Annotated in this window: 18 protein-coding genes; 9 read left to right on the top strand and 9 right to left on the bottom strand. The window is 61.5% G+C overall.

The genetic code is table 11. The features are described 5' to 3' along the window. Positions 1-81: 81 nt before the first annotated feature. The 6 genes from ATH90_RS26475 to ATH90_RS26450 all read right to left on the bottom strand — a co-directional run bounded on the left by ATH90_RS26475 (position 82) and on the right by ATH90_RS26450 (position 5,415). Entirely contained in the window at positions 82-345 is a 264-nt protein-coding gene (locus tag ATH90_RS26475; protein WP_034109817.1) for a hypothetical protein, read from the bottom strand. 258 nt (positions 346-603) lie between these two features. Then, positions 604-1,764 carry a gamma-butyrobetaine dioxygenase gene (locus ATH90_RS26470; RefSeq protein WP_098467493.1) on the bottom strand — a complete coding sequence of 387 codons (1,161 nt, stop codon included), beginning with the start codon at positions 1,762-1,764 and terminating at the stop codon, positions 604-606. A gap of 27 nt (positions 1,765-1,791) precedes the next feature. Then, entirely contained in the window at positions 1,792-2,268 is a 477-nt protein-coding gene (locus ATH90_RS26465) for a thioesterase family protein (protein ID WP_034109813.1), read from the bottom strand. A gap of 117 nt (positions 2,269-2,385) precedes the next feature. Next, positions 2,386-3,351 (bottom strand): L-carnitine dehydrogenase, encoded by a 966-nt coding sequence (locus ATH90_RS26460; RefSeq protein ID WP_034109811.1) that lies wholly within the window; start codon positions 3,349-3,351, stop codon positions 2,386-2,388. Positions 3,352-3,494: 143 nt separating this feature from the next. Beyond that, positions 3,495-4,382 carry a 3-dehydrocarnitine:acetyl-CoA trimethylamine transferase CdhC gene (gene cdhC, locus ATH90_RS26455; RefSeq protein WP_098467492.1) on the bottom strand — a complete coding sequence of 296 codons (888 nt, stop codon included), beginning with the start codon at positions 4,380-4,382 and terminating at the stop codon, positions 3,495-3,497. Between the two features lie 88 nt (positions 4,383-4,470). After that, the gene (locus tag ATH90_RS26450; protein ID WP_034109808.1) at positions 4,471-5,415 is read right to left on the bottom strand and encodes a choline ABC transporter substrate-binding protein; all 945 of its coding nucleotides are present in this window, start codon (positions 5,413-5,415) and stop codon (positions 4,471-4,473) included. Between the two features lie 207 nt (positions 5,416-5,622). Here ATH90_RS26450 and ATH90_RS26445 point away from each other — a divergent pair, with 207 nt between their 5' ends. Together ATH90_RS26445 and ATH90_RS26440 are read left to right on the top strand one after the other, a co-directional pair. Beyond that, complete coding sequence (locus ATH90_RS26445) at positions 5,623-6,567, top strand: GlxA family transcriptional regulator (RefSeq protein ID WP_034109806.1); 945 nt, start codon at positions 5,623-5,625, stop codon at positions 6,565-6,567. A gap of 68 nt (positions 6,568-6,635) precedes the next feature. Next, positions 6,636-7,814 carry an AAA family ATPase gene (locus tag ATH90_RS26440; protein ID WP_034109804.1) on the top strand — a complete coding sequence of 393 codons (1,179 nt, stop codon included), beginning with the start codon at positions 6,636-6,638 and terminating at the stop codon, positions 7,812-7,814. A 124-nt stretch (positions 7,815-7,938) separates the two neighbouring features. Here the strand turns inward: ATH90_RS26440 and ATH90_RS26435 are convergent, their stop codons facing one another. Continuing rightward, positions 7,939-8,355, bottom strand: a complete 417-nt coding sequence (locus ATH90_RS26435; protein ID WP_098467490.1) for a DUF3010 family protein — start codon at positions 8,353-8,355, stop codon at positions 7,939-7,941. 41 nt (positions 8,356-8,396) lie between these two features. Then, entirely contained in the window at positions 8,397-8,798 is a 402-nt protein-coding gene (locus ATH90_RS26430; protein ID WP_034109800.1) for a lysozyme inhibitor LprI family protein, read from the bottom strand. Between the two features lie 219 nt (positions 8,799-9,017). Between ATH90_RS26430 and ATH90_RS26425 the strand changes: the two genes are divergently transcribed. The 6 genes from ATH90_RS26425 (at position 9,018) to etfB (ending at position 16,819) form a co-directional block, all read left to right on the top strand. Further along, on the top strand, positions 9,018-9,995 hold the full coding sequence (locus tag ATH90_RS26425) for a dipeptidase (protein WP_015886257.1): 978 nt from the start codon (positions 9,018-9,020) through the stop codon (positions 9,993-9,995). A gap of 76 nt (positions 9,996-10,071) precedes the next feature. Continuing rightward, the gene (locus tag ATH90_RS26420; RefSeq protein WP_008033249.1) at positions 10,072-10,602 is read left to right on the top strand and encodes a DUF5943 domain-containing protein; all 531 of its coding nucleotides are present in this window, start codon (positions 10,072-10,074) and stop codon (positions 10,600-10,602) included. Positions 10,603-10,617: 15 nt separating this feature from the next. After that, complete coding sequence (gene dgcA, locus ATH90_RS26415; protein ID WP_034109797.1) at positions 10,618-12,678, top strand: dimethylglycine demethylation protein DgcA; 2,061 nt, start codon at positions 10,618-10,620, stop codon at positions 12,676-12,678. Positions 12,679-12,862: 184 nt separating this feature from the next. After that, entirely contained in the window at positions 12,863-14,818 is a 1,956-nt protein-coding gene (gene dgcB / locus ATH90_RS26410) for a dimethylglycine demethylation protein DgcB (RefSeq protein WP_098467489.1), read from the top strand. Next, on the top strand, positions 14,818-16,038 hold the full coding sequence (etfA, locus tag ATH90_RS26405; RefSeq protein WP_069078446.1) for an electron transfer flavoprotein subunit alpha: 1,221 nt from the start codon (positions 14,818-14,820) through the stop codon (positions 16,036-16,038). Before dgcB ends, etfA begins: the two co-directional genes overlap by 1 nt. Positions 16,039-16,048: 10 nt before the next feature. Continuing rightward, positions 16,049-16,819, top strand: a complete 771-nt coding sequence (gene etfB / locus ATH90_RS26400; protein ID WP_034109790.1) for an electron transfer flavoprotein subunit beta — start codon at positions 16,049-16,051, stop codon at positions 16,817-16,819. A 777-nt stretch (positions 16,820-17,596) separates the two neighbouring features. Here etfB and gbcA read toward each other — a convergent pair. Further along, the gene (gene gbcA, locus ATH90_RS26395) at positions 17,597-18,892 is read right to left on the bottom strand and encodes a glycine-betaine demethylase subunit GbcA (RefSeq protein WP_034109788.1); all 1,296 of its coding nucleotides are present in this window, start codon (positions 18,890-18,892) and stop codon (positions 17,597-17,599) included. 281 nt (positions 18,893-19,173) lie between these two features. Here gbcA and gbcB point away from each other — a divergent pair, with 281 nt between their 5' ends. After that, positions 19,174-20,274 (top strand): glycine-betaine demethylase subunit GbcB, encoded by a 1,101-nt coding sequence (gene gbcB / locus ATH90_RS26385; RefSeq protein WP_034109786.1) that lies wholly within the window; start codon positions 19,174-19,176, stop codon positions 20,272-20,274. Positions 20,275-20,295: the final 21 nt, after the last annotated feature.

Below are 20,295 nucleotides of genomic sequence, written 5' to 3'. Positions count from 1 at the left end.
ATCGCAGGCAAGCCAGCCCCCACAGTTTGATCTGTGAATACAGTCAAATGGGGAATCTGGCTTGCCTGCGATAGCGATTAATCAGGCGCCCGAGTTCTGTTTGAACTGCACCAACGCCGGCAACAACTGCTTGTCGATCGCCTGCCGCACCGCCGGCAAGATCGTCGCCTTGCCGGTGTACATCTGCTCGACCATGCCCTTGAGCGCCTTGGCCCTGGCTTCGCTCAAACCGCGTACCGCGCACTCGCAGGCCTGTTCGGCGGTGGCACCGCTGGACACCTCGAAGCCCAGCGAGCGCAGTTGGCCCAGCAGGTCATCCTGGTCAATCAAATCCGCATGCATCATGACGTTTATCCTGGTGAAGGGAGCGGGGTTTGACTTGGATTCTGGTAGCCGCTCAACCGGTCGGCAAGGGCAGATTGCGCGGATGCCTCAGATGGCTATGAACAGGTCGTTTTCGGGCCATTTACCGACAGAAGTAATAGGCACACTGAACGCCAGGCAAGCAACTTGAAGGTTTGGTCACCCTCGGGATGTCACGTCACACAAAGCACTCTGCCCCGATCCTGTCACGGCTTGATCGGGGCTTTTTTTGCCTGGGATCTAGCGCTGCAACACCCGGATGCGCGACAGCAATTCATCCCTGTCGATATAGCATCCCTGGAAGTGCCGGGCGCCGGAGGTGGGGTCGAACGCATTGCGCGCATGCAAGGTGCGACGGTTATCGAAGCACCACAACTCGCCCGGGTTCAGGCGCTTGACCAGCCGAAAGCGATCCTCGCGTGTCATCGCGATAAACCGTCGATACGCCCGATACAGCAACGGCATCTGCTCCACACTGGCCTCGAATGGCCCGCGCAGAAAATTGGCCATGCGAATCTCCACCACCTCTCCCACGGCATCCAGCGCAATGATCGGCGCCAGGCGGCGATAGTCGCTGTGCCGGTCCTTGTTGCGAAACTCCACGGGGATTTCACACAGCGCGCGAAACGCGTCGGGGTCTTCCCTGCGCAACGCGTTGGCGATGGCAAACCCATCGACAAAAATGCTCTCGCCGCCGTCGGCATCGTTCACCAGGCAATGCAGGAATTGCAGGCCCGGTTGCAGCTCACGGGTCGGCAGGTCACTGTGCAGCGGCAGGTTGAATGCGGTGTAGGCATTGCTGTCGGCATCGGCCTTGGATTGCACGTTGAATAGCACGCCGAAGTTGCTCTCGCGGATAAACGAAATGCGCGTGGCAATCAGCGCCAGGGAGCCCGGTTCGGTGGGTACGTCGCGTACTTGCGTCAGTCCGCAGTCACGCAGGGCCAGCAGCCATTGCAGCAGCGCCTTGGGGTCTTCCATGACCGCTCCATAGTCGAATACGGGCAGCTCGAAGGTGGCGTCCCACAGCCGGGGTTCTGGTTTCGCCGCCCGGCGTTCGGCGCGTGATTGATCGTCGTAGGCGTGTGCCCGCAGCCATCCGGGATCGTACTGGCTGCGATGGCCGCCGTGCCATTCCACGCTGAGGCAACCCTGGTCGATATACGCACCAATGGCCGTGAGATCGTCAGCCACATCGGCAATCTCCAGCACTTGCTCGCGGGTCACGCTGTACACGCATTCCGCGCACGGGCAGTTGTCCCGCAGCCACTGATGATGAAACGGGCTGACCCGCCCATCGGCCCACTGCACACGGATCTGGTCATCCAGCACCTGCGCCCCGGCGAGGTCGCAGATCTTCGGGTAGGTACGGAAATCGGCAACAGCAGCGGCGGTTTGCATGGTGGCTCCTCAGTGTTTTTTAGAAGGCTATTTTTTTGGCGGCAGTCCAATCACTCGGCCAAGGAGGGCGGGGCGCGCCAAGTCAGCCTGCTCTGCGCTGATGGCCGCGAGTGTTGCCGACGTCGCCTCGGTGAACGGCGCCGAGTGCGGGCCGGCGAGGTCGACGTGCAAGAGCATCTGTTCGTTGCCCGCCAGTTCCTTTTCGTCGCCCGCTAAGTGCAGGCTGTGATAGAGGTGCAGGCGTTTGGCATCAAAGGCGATCAGTTGCGTGCGCACCTGCACTTCGGCGCCGAGTTTCACTTCGTGCAGGTAGTTCAGGTGCAGTTCCAGGGTGAACAGTGAATGGCCGCTGGCTTCGCGGTTTTCGCTGTCCAGGCCCAGCTTGTCCATCAGTGCGTCGGTGGCGTAGCTGAAGATCAGCAGGTAGAACGCGTCGCGCAGGTGGCCGTTGTAGTCCACCCAATCGGGGAGGACCTGGGTGGAGTAGGTGGTGAGTGCGGGCATAGAACAAACTCCGGATGATGACTCCGTGAACCGTGGGAGCGGGCTTGCCTTCGGTAGCGCTGGTGAATCTTGCATCGCCCTCGCAGGCAATCCCGCTCCCACAGCAATCAAAGGCGGTTATTCAGCGAAGGTCATGCCGTGCTTGGCCTTGGTGGTTTTCACTGCCTCCAGCACCGCCAGCAGGCAATCATCACGATAGCGTTCCAGCGCCGAAATGCTGTGTTTGCCCAGTTGATCGCTGGTGCCGTCGACGACATCGTCAATCAGTTTGTCGGTCAGTTCCGGTGCCGGCAGGTAGGTCCACGGCAACTGCAGTGCCGGGCCGAACTGCGCCATGAAATGCCGCATGCCAGCGTCGCCGCCCGCCAAGGTGTAGGTCAGAAAGGTGCCCATGAACGACCAGCGCAGGCCGGCGCCAAACCGGATGGCGTCATCGATTTCGCCGGTGGTGGCCACGCCATCGTTGACCAGGTGCAGCGCTTCACGCCATAGCGCTTCAAGCAGGCGGTCGGCGATAAAGCCGGGCACTTCCTTGCGTACATGCAGTGGGCGCATGCCGAGTGATTCATACACCTTGATCGCGGCCTGGATCGCCTCTGGCGCAGTGTTCTTGCCGCCGACCACTTCCACCAGCGGCAGCAGGTAAACCGGGTTGAACGGGTGGCCGACCACACAACGTTCGGGGTGGGTCGAACCCTCATAGAACTCACTCGGCAACAGGCCCGAGGTGCTCGAGCCAATCAGCGCATTCGGCTTGGCCGCCGCGCTGATCTTGCTGTGCAGGTCCAGTTTGAGTTCCAACCGTTCGGGGGCGCTTTCCTGGATGAAATCGGCGTCTTTCACGCACGCTTCGATGGTTGCCACGAAGCGTAGGCGGTCCTGGGATGCACCCGGCGCCAGGCCTTGTTTTTCCAGGGCGCCCCAGGCGTTGGCGACACGTTTGCGCAGCGCAGCCTCGGCACCGGGCGCCGGGTCCCAGGCCACCACATCCAGGCCATGGGCCAGGGCACGGGAGACCCAGCCGCTACCGATGACGCCGCTGCCGAGGGCGGCGAAGGTTTTGATTTCTGTGATAAAGCTCATGGGCGACATTCCTAAGGCGGTTCGCTGATTCAATGTGGGAGCTGGCTTGGCTGCGATAGCGGTGTGCCAACTGACGCAGTCGGTGGCTGGCTTACCGCGCTCGCGGGCAAGCCCGGCTCCCACAACGTGTTGTGGTGTCTGTATTACCCGCGCTTGGTCAGGCCCATCTTCACGCGGCCTTCGGCCGGGGTCATGACCCGTGCACCGAGGCGGCTGAGGATTTCACTGGCGCGTTCCACCAGTTGGCCGTTGGTGGCGAGTACGCCTTTGTCCAGCCACAGGTTGTCTTCCAGGCCGACCCGCACGTTGCCACCCAGCAGTACGGCCTGCGCGGCCATCGGCATTTGCATGCGGCCGATGCCGAAGCCTGCCCACACGGCGTCGGCGGGCAGGTTGTCGACCATGGCTTTCATGGTGGCAGTGTCGGCCGGCGCGCCCCATGGGATGCCCAGGCACAGTTGGAACAGCGGGTCGTCCAGCAGGCCTTCCTTGATCATCTGTTTGGCGAACCACAGGTGGCCGGTGTCGAAGATCTCCAGCTCGGCTTTTACACCCAGTTCCTGGATGCGTTTGGCGCCCGCCCGCAGTTGCGCCGGGGTAGACACGTAAATGGTGTCGCCATCGCCGAAGTTCAGGGTGCCGCAGTCGAGGGTGCAGATCTCCGGTAGCAGCTCTTCGACGTGGGCCAGGCGGGTCAGTGGGCCCACCAGGTCGGTGTTGGGGCCGAACGCCATCGGGTTCTCGCCACCGCCGATCTCCAGGTCGCCGCCCATGCCGGCGGTGAGGTTGACGATGATGTCGATGTCGGCCTCACGGATGCGCTCCATTACTTCGCGGTACAGGGCGACGTCGCGGCTGAACTTGCCGGTTTCGGGGTCACGCACGTGGCAATGCACGACAGTCGCGCCGGCCTTGGCGGCCTCCACGGCCGCCGCGGCGATTTGCTTGGGGGTGACCGGCACGTGTGGGCTTCTGCTGGTCGTGTCGCCAGCACCGGTGAGTGCGCAGGTGATGATGACGTCGTGGTTCATGAGGCGGTTCCTTACAGGCGTGTGATTTCAAGGCGTAGGGCGCCGTTCGCGGTCGGTAGTGACCGCGAAGCGGTGATTCGCAAAAAGGTTATTTGCTGGTTAATTGCAGGTTGGCCGCTGCCGGCTTGCCGTCGAAGGTGGTCACACCTTCCAACCAGCGGGCCTGGTCCTGAGGGTGGTCCTTGAGCCACTGCTTGGCGGACTCGAGGGCGTCCTTGTGATCCAGCAACGGCTGCATCATCCGGCTCTCGTCGGCGGCGGTGAAGGTCAGGTTGGTCAGCAGCTTGTGCACGTTGGGGCACTGCTCGGCGTAGTTCGGCGCGGTGACGCTCCACACGGTGGCCATGCCTTCATTCGGGCCCAGGGCATCGTCGCTGCCGGTGAGGTACGTCATGGCGACGTTGACGTTCATCGGGTGCGGCGCCCAGCCGAAGAACACCACGGCTTCCTTGCGACGAACCGCACGGTCGACGGCGGCGAGCATGCCGGCTTCACTGGATTCCACCAGTTGGAACTTGCCCAGGCCGAACTGGTTCTTGGCGATCATCGCCTTGATCTGGGTATTGGCACCCGAGCCTGGCTCGATGCCGTAGATCTTGCCGCCCAGTTCTTTCTCGAACTTGGCGATGTCGGCGAAGGTTTTCAGGCCTTTGTCCGCCAGATAGGTGGGCACGGCGAGGGTGGCGCGCGCGTCTTCCAGGCTGGGTTTGTCGAGGACCTTGACTTGCTTGGCGTCGACGAACGGCGTGATGGTCTGGGTCATCAGCGGGTTCCAGTAGCCGAGGAACAAGTCCAGGCGCTGGTCGCGGATACCGGCAAAGATGATTTGCTGGGAGGCACTGGTTTGCTTGGTCTTGTAGCCGAGGCCGTCGAGCAACACTTGGGTCATGGCGCTGGTGGCGATTACGTCGGTCCAGTTCACCACGCCCATGCGCACGTTCTGGCAAGATGCCGCGTCGGCAGCCAGTACGTTCGTGCTCAAGATGGCGCTGGCGCTGAGTGCGAGTACACAGCGGCTGATCAGTCGGTTCATGGTGGATCCCTCGGCAGGTCATTATTGTGGGGGCCGGCGTCTTTATGCGCCGTGAGGCTGATGTTGCGGGTTTAAGTTACGTAGCTTTGGAGGCGACAAAACGCACGGCGGCGACCAGCTCTTGCACTGCAGCGACCTGCCCCCTTGAATCCACCCGAGAACGGGAGTATCACAGTGCCACGCTGCCCGTCCGACGAGAGCGCCACCATGTCCCAGGATTTCTACTTTCTGCTGATGCCGGGCTTCTCGGCGATCGGCTTTATCTCTGCGCTGGAGCCGCTGCGGGTGGCCAACCGCTTCCGTGGCGAGCTGTACCGCTGGCACGTGTTGAGCGCCGATGGCGGCGCGGTATTGGCGAGCAATGGCATGTCGGTGAACGCCGACGCCGCGCTGGAACCCTTGAAAAAGGGCGCGACGTTGTTGGTGGTGGCGGGCTTCGAACCCCTGCAGTTCGCCACCCCTGCGCTGGAGCACTGGCTACGCCGCCTTGATCACGATGGGGTGACCCTCGGCGCCATCGACACCGGTGCCTGTGTGCTGGCTGAAGCCGGCCTGCTCGACGGCCACCGCCTGACCCTGCACTGGGAGGCCATCGACGCGTTCAAGGAGTCGTATCCACACTTGGCCGTGACCCAGGAACTGTTCGAGATCGATCGCCGTCGCATCACCTGCGCCGGCGGCACTGCGTCCATCGACCTGATGCTCGACCTGATCGCCCAGGCTCATGGCCCCGACCTGGCGATCCAGGTCTCCGAACAATTCGTACTCGGCCGCATCCGCCCACGCAAAGACCACCAGCGCATGCAGATCGCCACGCGCTATGGCATCAACAACAAGAAACTGGTGCAGGTGATCGGCGAAATGGAGCAGCACACCGAGCCGCCGCTGAGCACATTGGCCCTGGCCGAAGCGATCAAAGTCACCCGGCGCCAGTTGGAGCGCCTGTTTCGCCTGCACCTGAACGATACCCCGAGCAACTTCTACCTCGGCCTGCGCCTGGAGAAAGCCCGGCAACTGCTGCGCCAGAGCGACATGAGCGTGCTGGAGGTGAGTATTGCGTGCGGGTTTGAATCGCCGTCTTATTTCACCCGAAGTTATCGGGCGAGGTTTGCCAAGTGCCCGAGGGAGGACCGGCGACGGGAGGTGGTGTGACGATCAATTATAGTCAATTATACTCACGACTATAATTTATAGTTCTCCAAATAATTGAGTATAAAACCATGTCCAAGCACAGCGGCTTTGTATTCCGGCGTCCCGCCCTGGCGAGCAGCATTGCCGACGGCCTGGTGGGGGCTGGTATCCAGGATTTCACCTCTGGGCTGTTTCTCGCGGCGCCGCGTCGCACGGGCAAAAGTACTTTTTTGCGTGAAGACCTGATCCCGGAGTGTCAGCTGCGGGGTTGGCTGGCGGTGTATGTGGATCTCTGGGCCGATAAAGAGAAAGATCCGGCGGAGCTGATCTCCAGCGCGATTGCCTCTGCGCTGGTGCCCTATGAAAAGGGCATTCGCAAGCTGGCCAAGAACATCGGTATCGAGAAACTAAGCTTTCTGCGCACGCTCTCCTGGGACTTTACCAAACCACAATTGCCTGTCGGCGCAACGCTGACCCAAGCCTTGGAACTGCTCCACAGCGTGGCGGAAAAGCCCGTCGTGCTGGTGATTGACGAAGCGCAGCACGCCTTGACCACCGAGTCGGGTATCAACGCGATGTTCGCGTTGAAGGCCGCCCGCGATCAGCTCAACCAAGGGCGTGACGAGGAGGGCAGTGGTTTGCGCCTGGTGTTTACCGGCTCCAACCGCGACAAACTGGCGCATTTGGTATTGGGCAAAAGCCAGCCGTTCTTCGGCTCCAGCATCACCCCGTTCCCCTTGCTGGGCAAAGAGTTCACCCAGGCGTACACCGCGCACCTCAACGCGCACCTGGCCCAGACCAATCAATTCAACGCTGCAGACATTGATGAGGCGTTCGAGTTGGTAGGTCGGCGTCCCGAGATGCTGCGCACGATCATTGGTGAAGTGGCACTGGAGTTGGGTGAGGCCAGCAACCTGGGCCAACTGCTGCACAGTCGCGCCGAACTGCTGCGCGCAGGCGTGTGGACCGAATTCGAAAGCGCCTGGAACAACCTCACCATTCCCCAGCGTGCCGTACTGGAAGTGATGGTGGAGCGCTCGAAAAACAACGAACCCTTCGCGCCGTTCACCGACAGCACCCTTACTGCAGTCAGCAAAGCACTGAAGGACATGGGCAGCGACGTGGTGCCGGGCACCCAGACAATTCAGGCCTGTATAGATGCCTTGCGCGACAAGGAACTGGTGTGGAAGTCGAGCCGGGGCGGTTATGCGCTGGAGGACAAAACCTTCGGGGACTGGCTGCAACACAAGAGCCGTGCACCTGACTAGGGAACAGCTCAATCAAATGTGGGAGCTGGCTTGCCTGCGATAGCGGTGGGTCAGCACGATGGGTGTCGACTGATGTACCGCCATCGCAGGCAAGCCAGCTCCCGCAGGGGACAAGTGGCGTTGCTTATTTTTTTACCAAGGCCGAACACGCCGCCTTGTAGGCCTCATGCTGGTACTTGTTCAGCGTCGCCGGCAGCTCAAAGGTGTGCTTCTTGTTCTGTGCATTAAGGGTCTGTGGCGACAGCAGTGTCACCTCAACCCCGTCCAGCAACTGAAACACCCCTTCAATCTTGAACGTGGTCGGGCCACCGGCGAATTCGCCTTTCTTGCTGCGCTTCTTGATCGCGATACGCTCGATGGCGTTTTCCTGCACGAAAGCCTTCACGTGGGCCGCGAAGGCTTTGACGTTAGCGGCCTCATCGTCGTCTTCCAAAGCGATTTTCTTGGTCGCCAGGGCGACATGGCTCAGCGCCTGGTTGTCCAGGGAGGCGACGGCGATGATGGCTTCGCTGCCTTTGATTTCGATGCCGCAAGTCTTCATGAATAGCCTTGGTCCAGAGAGAAAGTGGCGGGGATTGTCGCTTATTCCTGCCCGATCGACTCCAGAAACTCCGACCGCTCATCACTCATCCGCGCCAGGCAGTCGTTCTGCGCAATCGCATAGGCCTTGGTGCCGTTCACCGCCGGGAAGGTGTCCACGGCGCAATCGGCGTCGCGCAGTTTTTCCCACTTCTGCTGGGCATCCTTCAGACGAGCGGTAATGTCTGCCAGCTTGGTCTTGTCACTGCCATAGGTCGAACCCATGCGTTCCAGCAGGCCCTGATAGTTATCCTTGAGCAATTGCTCGGCGGTGGTTTTGTTGTAGGTGGCGCATTCCAGGGTTTGCTTGTCGTTTTCGATGCCATCGCACGGCGTGCTGTCGGTGTCTTCGGCCGCGTGGACGCCGGTTGCGATGAGTGCCAAAGCCAGGAAAATCGATTTCATTGCGCCGTCTCATATCAGGTGATGCGGGAATTCTGGCTCAAGCGTAAGACAAAGAACAGCCGCCAGTCAGACCTCTCTTAACAGCCTTTGTCGCGGATTGACGCTTTCGGCAATTCCCCTGTCGTTTTTGCACCCGGCTCTGTCGTCCCCTGGGCATATGCTGGCCCCAAAGCGCCGGCAGACGATTCGGCGCATGAATCGCCAATAAGGGGACGCCTGATGAGCCCAGCCGAATTGCACGCCGACAGCATCGTTATCGACGGGCTGATTATTGCCAAGTGGAACCGCGACCTGTTCGAGGACATGCGCAAAGGTGGCCTCACCGCTGCCAACTGCACGGTGTCGGTGTGGGAAGGGTTCCAGGCCACCATCAACAATATTGTGGCCAGCCAGACCCTGATCCGTGAAAACAGCGACCTGGTGATCCCGGTGAAAACCACCGCGGATATCCGCAAAGCCAAGGAGCAGGGCAAGACCGGCATCATCTTCGGCTTCCAGAACGCGCATGCCTTCGAAGACCAGCTCGGCTATGTCGAGATCTTCAAGCAGCTCGGCGTGGGTGTGGTGCAGATGTGCTACAACACCCAGAACCTGGTCGGCACCGGTTGCTACGAGCGCGATGGCGGCTTGTCGGGCTTCGGTCGCGAGGTCGTCGGCGAAATGAACCGCGTCGGCATCATGTGTGACCTGTCCCACGTGGGCTCCAAGACGTCCGAAGAGGTCATCCTCGAATCGAAGAAACCGGTGTGCTATTCCCACTGCCTGCCTTCCGGGCTTAAAGAGCATCCGCGCAACAAGTCCGATGAAGAGCTGAAGTTCATTGCCGATCACGGCGGCTTCGTCGGCGTGACCATGTTCGCGCCGTTCCTGGCCAAGGGCATCGATTCGACCATCGACGATTACGCCGAAGCCATCGAATACACCATGAACATCGTCGGCGAAGACGCGATCGGTATCGGTACCGACTTCACCCAGGGCCATGGCCAGGATTTCTTCGAGATGCTGACCCATGACAAGGGCTATGCCCGCCGCCTGACCAGCTTCGGCAAGATCATCAACCCGCTGGGCATCCGCACCGTGGGCGAGTTCCCCAACCTCACCGAGACCCTGCTCAAGCGCGGCCATCCTGAGCGCGTGGTGCGCAAGATCATGGGCGAAAACTGGGTCAACGTGCTCAAGGACGTCTGGGGCGAATAAGCCACCGCTGACACTTCTTTTCCCCCGGCCATCCGCGCCGGGGGCATCAAAACGAATTTTCTGGAGTTAAGTTTCCATGGCCAAGATCGCCCCGCAATTGCCTATCGAAGTCGACAGCGAAACCGGTGTCTGGACCTCCGATGCCCTGCCGATGCTGTACGTGCCACGCCATTTCTTCGTCAACAACCACATGGGTATCGAGGAAGTGCTGGGCGCCGATGCCTATGCCGAGATCCTCTACAAGGCCGGCTACAAATCCGCCTGGCACTGGTGTGAAAAAGAAGCCGAGTGCCACGGTCTGGAAGGCGTCGCGGTGTTCGAGCATTACATGAAGCGCCTGTCGCAACGCGGCTGGGGCCTGTTCAAGATCCAGGACATCGACCTCGACAAAGGCACTGCCAGCGTCAAGCTTGAACACTCGGCCTTCGTCTACGTGTACGGCAAGGTCGGGCGCAAAGTGGACTACATGTTCACCGGCTGGTTTGCCGGTGCCATGGACCAGATTCTTCAAGCGCGTGGCAGCAAGATCCGCACCGTCGCCGAACAAGTCTACGGAGGCTCCGAAGAGGGCCACGATGACGGCCTGTTCACCGTCAAGCCGTTGTAAGCCGAGGACCGTGCCATGGCTTTCGAAGCAATGTTTGCGCCGATCCAGATCGGCAAACTGACCATCCGCAACCGCGTGCTCAGTACCGCTCACGCCGAGGTGTATGCCACCGACGGCGGGATGACCACTGACCGCTATGTGAAGTACTACGAAGAGAAAGCCAAGGGCGGCATCGGCCTGGCGATCTGCGGCGGTTCCTCGGTAGTGGCTATCGACAGCCCGCAGGAGTGGTGGAGTTCGGTGAACTTGTCCACCGACCGCATCATCCCGCACTTCCAGAACCTGGCCGACGCCATGCACAAGCATGGCGCCAAGATCATGATCCAGATTACCCACATGGGCCGTCGCTCGCGCTGGGACGGCTTCAACTGGCCCACCCTGATGTCGCCGTCCGGCGTGCGTGAGCCAGTGCACCGTGCCACCTGCAAGACCATCGAGCCGGAAGAAATCTGGCGCGTGATCGGCAACTACGCCCAGGCCGCGCGGCGCGCCAAGGCCGGTGGCCTGGACGGTGTGGAACTGTCGGCAGTGCACCAGCACATGATCGACCAGTTCTGGAGCCCACGGGTCAACAAGCGTACCGACGAATGGGGCGGCACCTTTGAAGGCCGCATGAAGTTTGGCCTGGAAGTGCTTAAAGCCGTGCGTGCCGAGGTCGGTGACGACTTCTGCGTGGGCATGCGCCTGTGCGGTGACGAATTCCACCCGGACGGCCTGTCCCACGAGGACATGAAGCAGATCGCCAAGTATTACGACGACACCGGCATGCTCGATTTCATCGGCGTGGTGGGCTCGGGTTGCGATACGCACAACACCCTGGCCAACGTGATCCCCAACATGAGTTATCCACCGGAGCCGTTCCTGCACCTGGCCGCCGGTATCAAGGAAGTGGTCAAGGTCCCGGTGCTGCACGCGCAGAACATCAAGGACCCGAACCAGGCCACCCGAATTCTGGAAGGCGGCTACGTGGACATGGTCGGCATGACCCGTGCGCACATCGCCGACCCGCACCTGATCGCGAAGATCAAGATGGGCCAGATCGACCAGATCAAGCAGTGCGTGGGCGCCAACTACTGCATCGACCGCCAGTACCAAGGGCTGGATGTGCTGTGCATCCAGAACGCCGCGACGTCGCGTGAATACATGGGCGTGCCGCACATCATCGAGAAATCCACCGGGCCCAAGCGCAAAGTCGTGGTGGTCGGTGCCGGCCCGGCCGGGATGGAAGCAGCACGCGTGGCCGCCGAGCGTGGCCACGACGTGACCCTGCTCGAGAAGAAAGAGTTTATCGGCGGGCAGATCACCACGGCCTCCAAAGCGCCGCAGCGTGACCAGATTGCCGGCATCACCCGCTGGTTCCAGTTGGAGCTGGCGCGCTTGAAAGTCGACCTGCGCCTGGGCGTGGCCGCCGATGCCGACACCATCCTGGACCTGCGTCCGGATGTGGTGGTGCTGGCGGTGGGCGGGCACCCGAACGTCGAGCAGAACGAGCACTGGGGCGCGGCCGAAGGCTTGGTCGTCAGCAGTTGGGATGTGCTCGACGGCAAGGTGGCGCCGGGCAAGAACGTGCTGGTGTACGACACCATCTGTGAATTCACCGGCATGTCGGTCGCCGACTTCCTGGCCGACAAAGGCAGCCAGGTCGAGATCGTCACCGATGACATCAAGCCCGGCGTGGCCATCGGCGGTACGTCGTTCCCGACCTACTACCGCAGCATGTACCCCAAGGAAGTGATCATGACCGGCGACATGATGCTGGAAAAGGTCTACCGCGAGGGCGACAAGCTGGTGGCGGTGCTGGAGAACGAATACACCGGTGCCAAGGAGGAACGAGTGGTCGACCAGGTGGTGGTGGAGAACGGCGTGCGTCCGGATGAAGCCATCTACTACGCGCTCAAGGAAGGCTCGCGCAACAAGGGCCAGATCGACGTCGAAGCCCTGTTCGCGATCAAGCCGCAGCCGTGCTTGAGCGAGGCGGGTGACGGGTACTTGCTGTTCCGCATTGGCGACTGTGTGGCGCAGCGTAATACCCACGCTGCGATCTATGACGCCCTGCGCTTGTGCAAGGACTTCTAGCAAACCACCGAGCCACTGTGTACTCGATCTACATGTGGGAGCTGAACAATGTGGGAGCCGGGCTTGCCCGCGATGCAGGCGACTCGGTCTTGAGTGAAACCGAGGCGATGCCATCGCAGGCACGCCAACTCCCACAGTGATCCGGCTCCCATGCAAGACCCGCGTGGTCTTTGGGAGCTTCACCATGTTGAACACCTTGCTTCCTATCCTCTTGTTCGCGGCCCTGGGCCTTGCCGTCCTCGGCGCCTTGCGCCGGGTGAACATGTGGCGCCGTGGCCGTGCTTCCAAGGTCGATCTGCTGGGCGGCCTGCTGGCCATGCCCAAGCGCTACATGGTTGACCTGCACCACGTGGTTGCCCGCGACAAATACATCGCCAACACCCACGTCGCCACGGCGCTCGGCTTTGTATTGTCGGCACTGCTGGCGATCCTCGTGCACGGCTTCGGCCTGCAGAACCGCATCCTCGGCTACGCCTTGCTGCTGGCGTCGGTGCTGATGTTTGTCGGCGCCACTTTCGTCTACCTGCGTCGGCGCAACCCGCCGTCGCGCTTGTCCAAAGGCCCGTGGATGCGCCTGCCGAAAAGCCTGATGGCATTCTCGGTGAGTTTCTTCCTGGTGACGCTGCCGGTGGCGGGCATCCTGCCGGCTGATTTTGGCGGCTGGCTGCTGGCCGCGTTGCTGGGTGTCGGTGTGCTGTGGGGCGTGTCCGAGATGTTCTTCGGCATGACCTGGGGCGGCCCCATGAAGCACGCCTTCGCCGGTGCCCTGCACCTGGCCTGGCACCGCCGCGCCGAACGCTTTGGCGGTGGCCGTTCCACCGGTTTGAAGCCCTTGGACCTCAGCGATAAAAGCGCACCACTGGGCGTGGAAAAGCCCAAGGATTTCACCTGGAACCAACTGCTCGGCTTCGACGCCTGCGTGCAGTGCGGCAAGTGCGAAGCCGCGTGCCCGGCGTTCGCCGCTGGCCAGCCGCTGAACCCGAAAAAGCTGATCCAGGACATGGTCGTCGGCCTCGCCGGCGGCACCGATGCGAAATTCGCCGGCAGCCCGTACCCGGGCAAACCGGTGGGCGAACACGGTGGCAACCCGCACCAACCGATCGTCAATGGCCTGGTGGACGCCGAGACCCTGTGGTCGTGCACCACCTGCCGTGCCTGCGTGGAAGAGTGCCCGATGATGATCGAGCACGTGGACGCCATCGTCGACATGCGCCGCCACCTCACCCTGGAAAAAGGTGCCACCCCGAACAAGGGCGCCGAAGTCCTCGAGAACCTGATCGCCACTGACAACCCCGGTGGTTTCGCACCCGGCGGTCGCCTTAACTGGGCTGCGGATCTGAACCTGCCGCTGCTCAGCGACAAGGGCAGCTGCGAGGTGCTGTTCTGGGTCGGCGACGGCGCCTTCGACATGCGCAACCAACGTACCTTGCGTGCGTTCGTCAAAGTACTCAAGGCGGCCAAGGTCGACTTCGCCGTGCTCGGCCTGGAGGAACGCGACAGCGGCGACGTCGCCCGTCGTCTGGGCGATGAAGCGACCTTCCAGTTATTGGCTTCGCGCAATATCCAGACCCTGGCCAGATACAGCTTCAAGCGCATCGTGACCTGCGATCCGCACAGTTTCCATGTGCTCAAGAATGAGTACGGTGCCTTCAACGGAAATTACCTCGTGCAGCACCACAGTACGTTCATGGCCGAGCTGATCGGCGAGGGCGCGCTGAACCTGGGCCAGCACAAGGGTAATAGCGTGACCTATCACGACCCGTGCTACCTGGGTCGCTACAACGGTGAATACGAGGCGCCGCGCCAAGTGCTGCGGGCGCTGGGCATCGAGGTCAGGGAAATGCAACGCTCAGGCTTCCGTTCACGCTGCTGCGGCGGTGGTGGCGGGGCGCCGATTACCGACATTCCCGGCAAGCAACGGATCCCGGACATGCGCATGGACGACATCCGCGAAACCGGCGCCGAGCTGGTGGCCGTGGGTTGCCCGCAATGCACCGCGATGCTGGAAGGTGTGGTCGAGCCGCGCCCGCTGATCAAGGACATTGCCGAATTGGTGGCCGACGCGTTGCTTGAAGACGCTGCACCGGCCAAAGCCCCTATCAAGCGTCCTATCCAACAAACGTCTGCGCAGGTGCACTGATGAGCGACATTATCCGCCGCGACCCACGGGCCGAATGGATCGCCCGCAACCGCCTGCACCCGCTGCACGCGGCGATGCAGCCGGTCCAACACAGTTGGATGGGGCCTAATGGCGTCATCCGCAAGAACGTGCACGGCGTCGGTTTTATCGGCCCCAATGGCATCAAGCGCATCGACCGCAGTGGCGCCCAGCAGGGCGGTGCGGCCAAGCGCACGGCGGCGGTGGACGTGCAGTTGCCGCTGCATCAGGTGCCTGCGCCTGCGTTCTACATCAACGTGGTGCCGGACATGGTCGGTGGCCGCCTGAGCAGCCATGACCGCGATGTGCTGGGCCTGGCGCGGCAGCTCGCGGGCAGCGACGGTGCGGTGTTGGCGGTGGTGTTTGGCGAACACAAGGAGAACGCATTTGCTACTGCTGGCGTCGACCGCCTGCTGGTGCTGGAAGGCCACGAATTCGACGGTTATTCACCGGAGCAGCGCGTGCAAGGTTTGCGTGCTGTGGATAACCAGTTCAACCCGCGTCACTGGTTGCTGCCGGACAGCCGCAGCGGTGGCGGCGAACTGGGGCGGCGCTTTGCCGCCAGCCTCAAGGAGCGCCCGGCCACACGGGTCTGGCAGATCAAGGGCGACGAATGCATCGGCCGCGCCGGCGCAGGCCAGGAAGACTTGGCCCGGCCCCTGCCGCGCCTGATCCTGGCTGCCGCGGAATGCGCCGAACCGGTCAGCGAGACCCGGCACGAAGTATTGCCGGTGGAGTTATCCACAGCCCTGGCGCGCAGCCTGCCGCGCATCGAGGACCTGGGTGCGGTAGCGGTGGACCCGGGTGCGATTCCCATGGCCGAGGCGGAGTTTATTTTCTCCGGTGGCAATGGCGTGAAGGACTGGGCGCTGTTCCACCAGGCCGCCGCTGCGTTGGGCGCCACCGAGGGCGCTTCGCGGGTAGCGGTGGACGATGGCTTCATGGCGCGTGATCGTCAGGTCGGCGCCAGCGGCACCTGGGTCACGGCGCGGGTGTATGTGGCCGTGGGCATTTCCGGGGCGATCCAGCACCTGCAGGGCATCGGTGCCTGTGACAAGGTGGTGGCGATCAACCTCGACCCCGGTTGCGACATGATCAAGCGTGCCGACCTCTCGGTCATCGGCGAGAGCGCCGCAATACTGCAAGCCTTGATCGCTGCGGTCGAGGCCTACCGCAACGGCGCCAAGCGCGATGCAGCTTAAGGATATGGCCATGACGACGAATGTAATCAGCCTGGTTTCCATCGGTGCCCACCCGACCTCCGGGCGCCCGCGCCGTGCAGAGCAGGACGCGCGAGCGGTTGAACTGGGCCTGCAAATGGCTGGGGATAAGTTGCAGGTGCTGCATGCCGGCGACATCGCCGAACCGACGCTGCGCAGCTACCTGGGCATGGGCTTGCCGCAGTTGCACGTGCTGGAACAACCGGCCGGCAGCGACGCCTTGCCGGTCCTCAGTGAGTATCTGCGCGATGCCGGTGCCCAGGTGGTGCTTGCTGGCAGCCAGGCCGAAACCGGTGAAGGCTCGGGCATGTTGCCGTTTTTGCTCGCCGAGCAATTGGGCTGGCCGTTGATTGTCGGGCTGGCGCAGGTGGAGTCCATCGATGGCGGCGTGGCCCATGTGCTGCAAGCCTTGCCACGTGGCCAGCGGCGGCGCTTGAAGGTGCGCCTGCCGTTCCTGGCGACGGTGGATAACGCGGCGCCCAAGCCCCGGCAGAGCGCCTATGGCCCGGCGCAGCGCGGTGAGCTGGCCGCCCATGACGTCGAGGTCGAGCAGGACGCGTTATTCACAGGCGCCGTGCTGCAACCGGCCAAGCCCCGCCCCAAGCGCCTCAAGGTGATCAAGGCCAAGAGCGGTGCTGACCGCATGAAAGCCGCCACGGCCAAGGCCAGTGGCGGCGGCGGGCAGGTGCTCAAGGGGCTCAGCCCGGAAGCGGGCGCCGAGGCCATTCTCAAACTGTTGGTTGAGGAAGGCGTCGTACGCTGATCGAATGTGACAGCGGGCTTGCTCGCGAATGCAGTGGACCCGTCAGTGCCTATGTTGGCTGACTCTGCGCCTTCGCGAGCAAGCCCGCTCCCACATTGGTTTTGGCACTGTCCGTAAGATTACCCACAATCCCTGTTGACCCGTCTGTGGATAACCTGTTCGCGGCTGTCCACAGCCCCTTAGAATCAAGCCCTCCAGCCCTCTGTACGAAAAACAACCAGGGTAACTGACGGTTTTTACTCGGTTTTTTCGCGCTGTCCGAGCATTTTTACGCACAGAGTTGCCCCCATACTCTGTTGGCGCTTCTGTGGATAAGGTGTTCGCTATCGGCTGCAGCCCATATAAATCAAGGCTTTCAGTTGGCTGATCAAAATATGATCAATTTGGGTGATTTATTCACCTGGATCTCTGGGAACCGCGATTTATGAAGCTTTGAAGGGGTTTTCCACAGCGTCGTTCAAGTTGCCCCCAAAGTCTGTTGGTGCTTCTGTGGATAAGGTGTTTGCGTACCTCTGCACGTCACGTAATACAAGGCTTCCAATGGTTTGATCAATAAGTGATCAACCATGGCTAAAAACCCGGTACGCAAATAAGTCACGGATTTTCTTGATTTAATTTAGGGCGTAAGGCGCACTTGCCCACAATTGCTGTGGGTGGCTTTGTGGATAAGTTGTTGGGTAAAGGCTGGAGGGCACGACAGGAGAGGGGTTCAACGGTTTTGATTAAAATTTGAACAGTGCGTGGGAGCCGGCTTGCCGGCTCCCATGGAGGGGAGGGTTACTCGTGAACCGCAACGCCCTTGAGGTAAGGCGCCGGTGCGGCCCCCAGGTTGCTCAACATGCGCTCGCTGTACCAGTCGACGAAGTTCACCACGCCAAACTCATAGGTCTTGGAGTACGGGCCGGGCTGGTAGGCGGTGGAGTTGATGCCGCGCTGGTTTTCTTCGGCCAGGCGACGGTCCTGGTCGTTGGTGGCGTCCCACACCTCGCGCATGCGCGCCGGGTCGTAGTCCACACCTTCCACGGCGTCCTTGTGCACCAACCACTTGGTGGTGACCATGGTCTCCTGGGCGCTGATCGGCCATACGGTGAACACGATGATGTGGTCGCCCATGCAGTGGTTCCAGGAGTGAGGCAGGTGCAGGATGCGCATCGAGCCCAGGTCCGGGTTCTTGATGCGGCCCATGAGCTTGGCGCAGCCCTGCTTGCCGTCCAGGGTCATCGACACGGTGCCCTTGAGCAGCGGCATGCGCACGATGCGATTACGCAGGCCAAAGCTGGCATGGGCGTAAGGGATTTTCTCGGCATCCCAGGCGGCGGCCGAGGCGGCAACGTGGTCCTTGAACGCCTGGTCGGCGCGCGGGTCGGTGACGTCATCCCATTCCAGCAGGGTTTTCAACAGCTCCGGGTGTGACGCGTTGCAGTGGTAGCACTCGCGGTTGTTTTCCAGCACCAGCTTCCAGTTGGCCTTTTCCATCAAGGTGGTTTGCACCGCCACCTTGGTGTTTTCCATGTCGTAGGGTTCCATGTAGTGGTTAAGCGTCGACAGGAAGTCATCGATGGCCGGTGGGTTCTCCGACAGGCTGATGAAAATGTAGCCGCCGGCAGTCTTCACGTTCACTGGCTTGAGACCGTACTGCTTCATGTCGAAGTCGGCGCCCATCTCGGTGCCGGCGAACAGCAGTCGGCCGTCCAGTTCGTAAGTCCACTGGTGGTAGTGGCAAACGAGTTTGGCGACCTTGCCCTTGTCACTGGTGCACAAGCGCGAGCCACGGTGACGGCACACGTTATGGAAGGCATGTACCACGCCTTCGGCGCCACGGATCACGATGATGGGGTTCTTGCCCACTTGCAGGGTCAGGTAGTTGCCCTTGGTGGGGATCTCGCAGGTCATGCCGGCGATCAGCCACTCTTTTTGGAAGATCTCCTGCATGTCGATATCGAACAGCCGCTCATCAGAGTAAAACGGCTGTGGCAGCGAGAAAGTACGCTCGCGCTCTTGCAGCATTTGCGCGGTGGCCTTGCGTGCGGGTTCCAGCGGATCGCCCAAGCTTAAGGTTGCGGTGACGTCCATCGTGTGTGTCCTCAGGGCCATTCGGTGTGGCCGGCGAATAGTGGCTGATCAGGTTTGCAGCAAGGCGTAAAGAAAGCGTCTGTGTTGGGAGCGAGTGTGGGGCCGCCGATGCGGCGAACCTTATCCATGGGCGACATGGCCCAATCTGATCCCGACGCGCAACCCTAGGTCGTTGGGGGCTGGTCGCGATAAGTATGTGAATGTCGCAGATAGGTAAATGGGTGGTTCTTGCGTTACGCAGAATCGCCACCATAAGGCCGACGTCGGCGGTGGAGAACAACATGTCCAGCAATTTCCTGAATCCGGTAACTACCCAGACCTGGGCCAATGGTCGGCACATCGTCCGTTGTGTCAAAGTCATCCAGGAAACCTGGGACGTGCGCACGTTCTGTTTCATGGCCGACCAGCCGATCCTGTTCTTTTTCAAGCCGGGGCAGTTCGTTACCCTGGAGCTGGAAATCGACGGCCAGCCGATCATGCGCTCCTACACCATTTCCAGTTCGCCGTCGGTGCCTTACAGCTTTTCGGTGACCATCAAGCGCGTACCCGGCGGCAAGGTCTCCAACTGGCTGCACGACACCTTGCACGAAGGCCAGGAGCTGGCGGTGCACGGTCCGGTAGGTTTGTTCAATGCCATCGATTTCCCCAGCCCGAAAGTGTTGTACCTCAGCGGCGGCGTCGGCATCACGCCCGTCATGTCCATGGCGCGCTGGTTCTACGACACCAACGCCAACGTCGACATGACGTTTATCCACAGCGCGCGCTCGCCCAAGGACATCATCTACCACCGCGAGCTGGAGCACATGGCGTCGCGGATCGACAACTTCAGCCTGCACCTGATCTGCGAGAAACACGGCTTGGGTGAGCCATGGGCGGGGTATCGCGGTTACCTGAACCACAAGATGCTCGAACTGATGGTGCCGGACTTCCTCGAGCGCGAAGTGTTCTGCTGCGGCCCTACGCCTTACATGAATGCAGTGAAGCGTCTGCTCGAAGTGGCGGGTTTCGACATGACCCGGTATCACGAGGAATCCTTCGGCGCCACGCCGCCGGAAGCCCGTGCGGATGCCGTGGAACAGGCTGAACAAGCCGCCGACGCGCCAGAAATCGACCTTGCCGACCTGCATCAGGTGGAATTCATTGCCTCGGGCAAGAGCATTCGCGTGGCCCCAGGCGAAACCGTGCATGCTGCAGCTGCCAAGCTCGGCTTGTTGATCCCGAAAGCCTGCGGCATGGGCATCTGCGGTACGTGCAAGGTGATGAAGCTGGGGGGCGAGGTCGAGATGGACCACAACGGCGGGATTACGGAAGAGGACGAAGCCGAAGGCTACATCCTGTCGTGCTGCAGTGTGCCAAAGGGCGACGTGCGCATCGAGTTCTGACTGTCATGATCCGCGCCGGAG

The organism is Pseudomonas lurida (assembly GCF_002563895.1).
Lineage (GTDB): Bacteria > Pseudomonadota > Gammaproteobacteria > Pseudomonadales > Pseudomonadaceae > Aquipseudomonas > Aquipseudomonas lurida.
This window is presented reverse-complemented; position numbering and strand designations above follow the sequence as displayed.

Excerpts from the sequence above, each read along its gene's own strand:
- ATH90_RS26475 (WP_034109817.1), bottom strand. The coding sequence starts at position 345 with ATGATGCATGCGGATTTGATTGACCAGGATGACCTGCTGGGCCAACTG.
- ATH90_RS26470 (WP_098467493.1), bottom strand. The coding sequence starts at position 1,764 with ATGCAAACCGCCGCTGCTGTTGCCGATTTCCGTACCTACCCGAAGATC.
- cdhC (WP_098467492.1), bottom strand. The coding sequence starts at position 4,382 with ATGAACCACGACGTCATCATCACCTGCGCACTCACCGGTGCTGGCGAC.
- dgcA (WP_034109797.1), top strand. The coding sequence starts at position 10,618 with ATGGCTTTCGAAGCAATGTTTGCGCCGATCCAGATCGGCAAACTGACC.
- ATH90_RS26435 (WP_098467490.1), bottom strand. The coding sequence starts at position 8,355 with ATGAAGACTTGCGGCATCGAAATCAAAGGCAGCGAAGCCATCATCGCC.
- ATH90_RS26430 (WP_034109800.1), bottom strand. The coding sequence starts at position 8,798 with ATGAAATCGATTTTCCTGGCTTTGGCACTCATCGCAACCGGCGTCCAC.
- ATH90_RS26445 (WP_034109806.1), top strand. The coding sequence starts at position 5,623 with ATGTCCCAGGATTTCTACTTTCTGCTGATGCCGGGCTTCTCGGCGATC.
- dgcB (WP_098467489.1), top strand. The coding sequence starts at position 12,863 with ATGTTGAACACCTTGCTTCCTATCCTCTTGTTCGCGGCCCTGGGCCTT.
- ATH90_RS26460 (WP_034109811.1), bottom strand. The coding sequence starts at position 3,351 with ATGAGCTTTATCACAGAAATCAAAACCTTCGCCGCCCTCGGCAGCGGC.
- etfB (WP_034109790.1), top strand. The coding sequence starts at position 16,049 with ATGACGACGAATGTAATCAGCCTGGTTTCCATCGGTGCCCACCCGACC.
- ATH90_RS26465 (WP_034109813.1), bottom strand. The coding sequence starts at position 2,268 with ATGCCCGCACTCACCACCTACTCCACCCAGGTCCTCCCCGATTGGGTG.
- ATH90_RS26425 (WP_015886257.1), top strand. The coding sequence starts at position 9,018 with ATGAGCCCAGCCGAATTGCACGCCGACAGCATCGTTATCGACGGGCTG.
- ATH90_RS26420 (WP_008033249.1), top strand. The coding sequence starts at position 10,072 with ATGGCCAAGATCGCCCCGCAATTGCCTATCGAAGTCGACAGCGAAACC.
- gbcB (WP_034109786.1), top strand. The coding sequence starts at position 19,174 with ATGTCCAGCAATTTCCTGAATCCGGTAACTACCCAGACCTGGGCCAAT.
- etfA (WP_069078446.1), top strand. The coding sequence starts at position 14,818 with ATGAGCGACATTATCCGCCGCGACCCACGGGCCGAATGGATCGCCCGC.
- gbcA (WP_034109788.1), bottom strand. The coding sequence starts at position 18,892 with ATGGACGTCACCGCAACCTTAAGCTTGGGCGATCCGCTGGAACCCGCA.
- ATH90_RS26450 (WP_034109808.1), bottom strand. The coding sequence starts at position 5,415 with ATGAACCGACTGATCAGCCGCTGTGTACTCGCACTCAGCGCCAGCGCC.
- ATH90_RS26440 (WP_034109804.1), top strand. The coding sequence starts at position 6,636 with ATGTCCAAGCACAGCGGCTTTGTATTCCGGCGTCCCGCCCTGGCGAGC.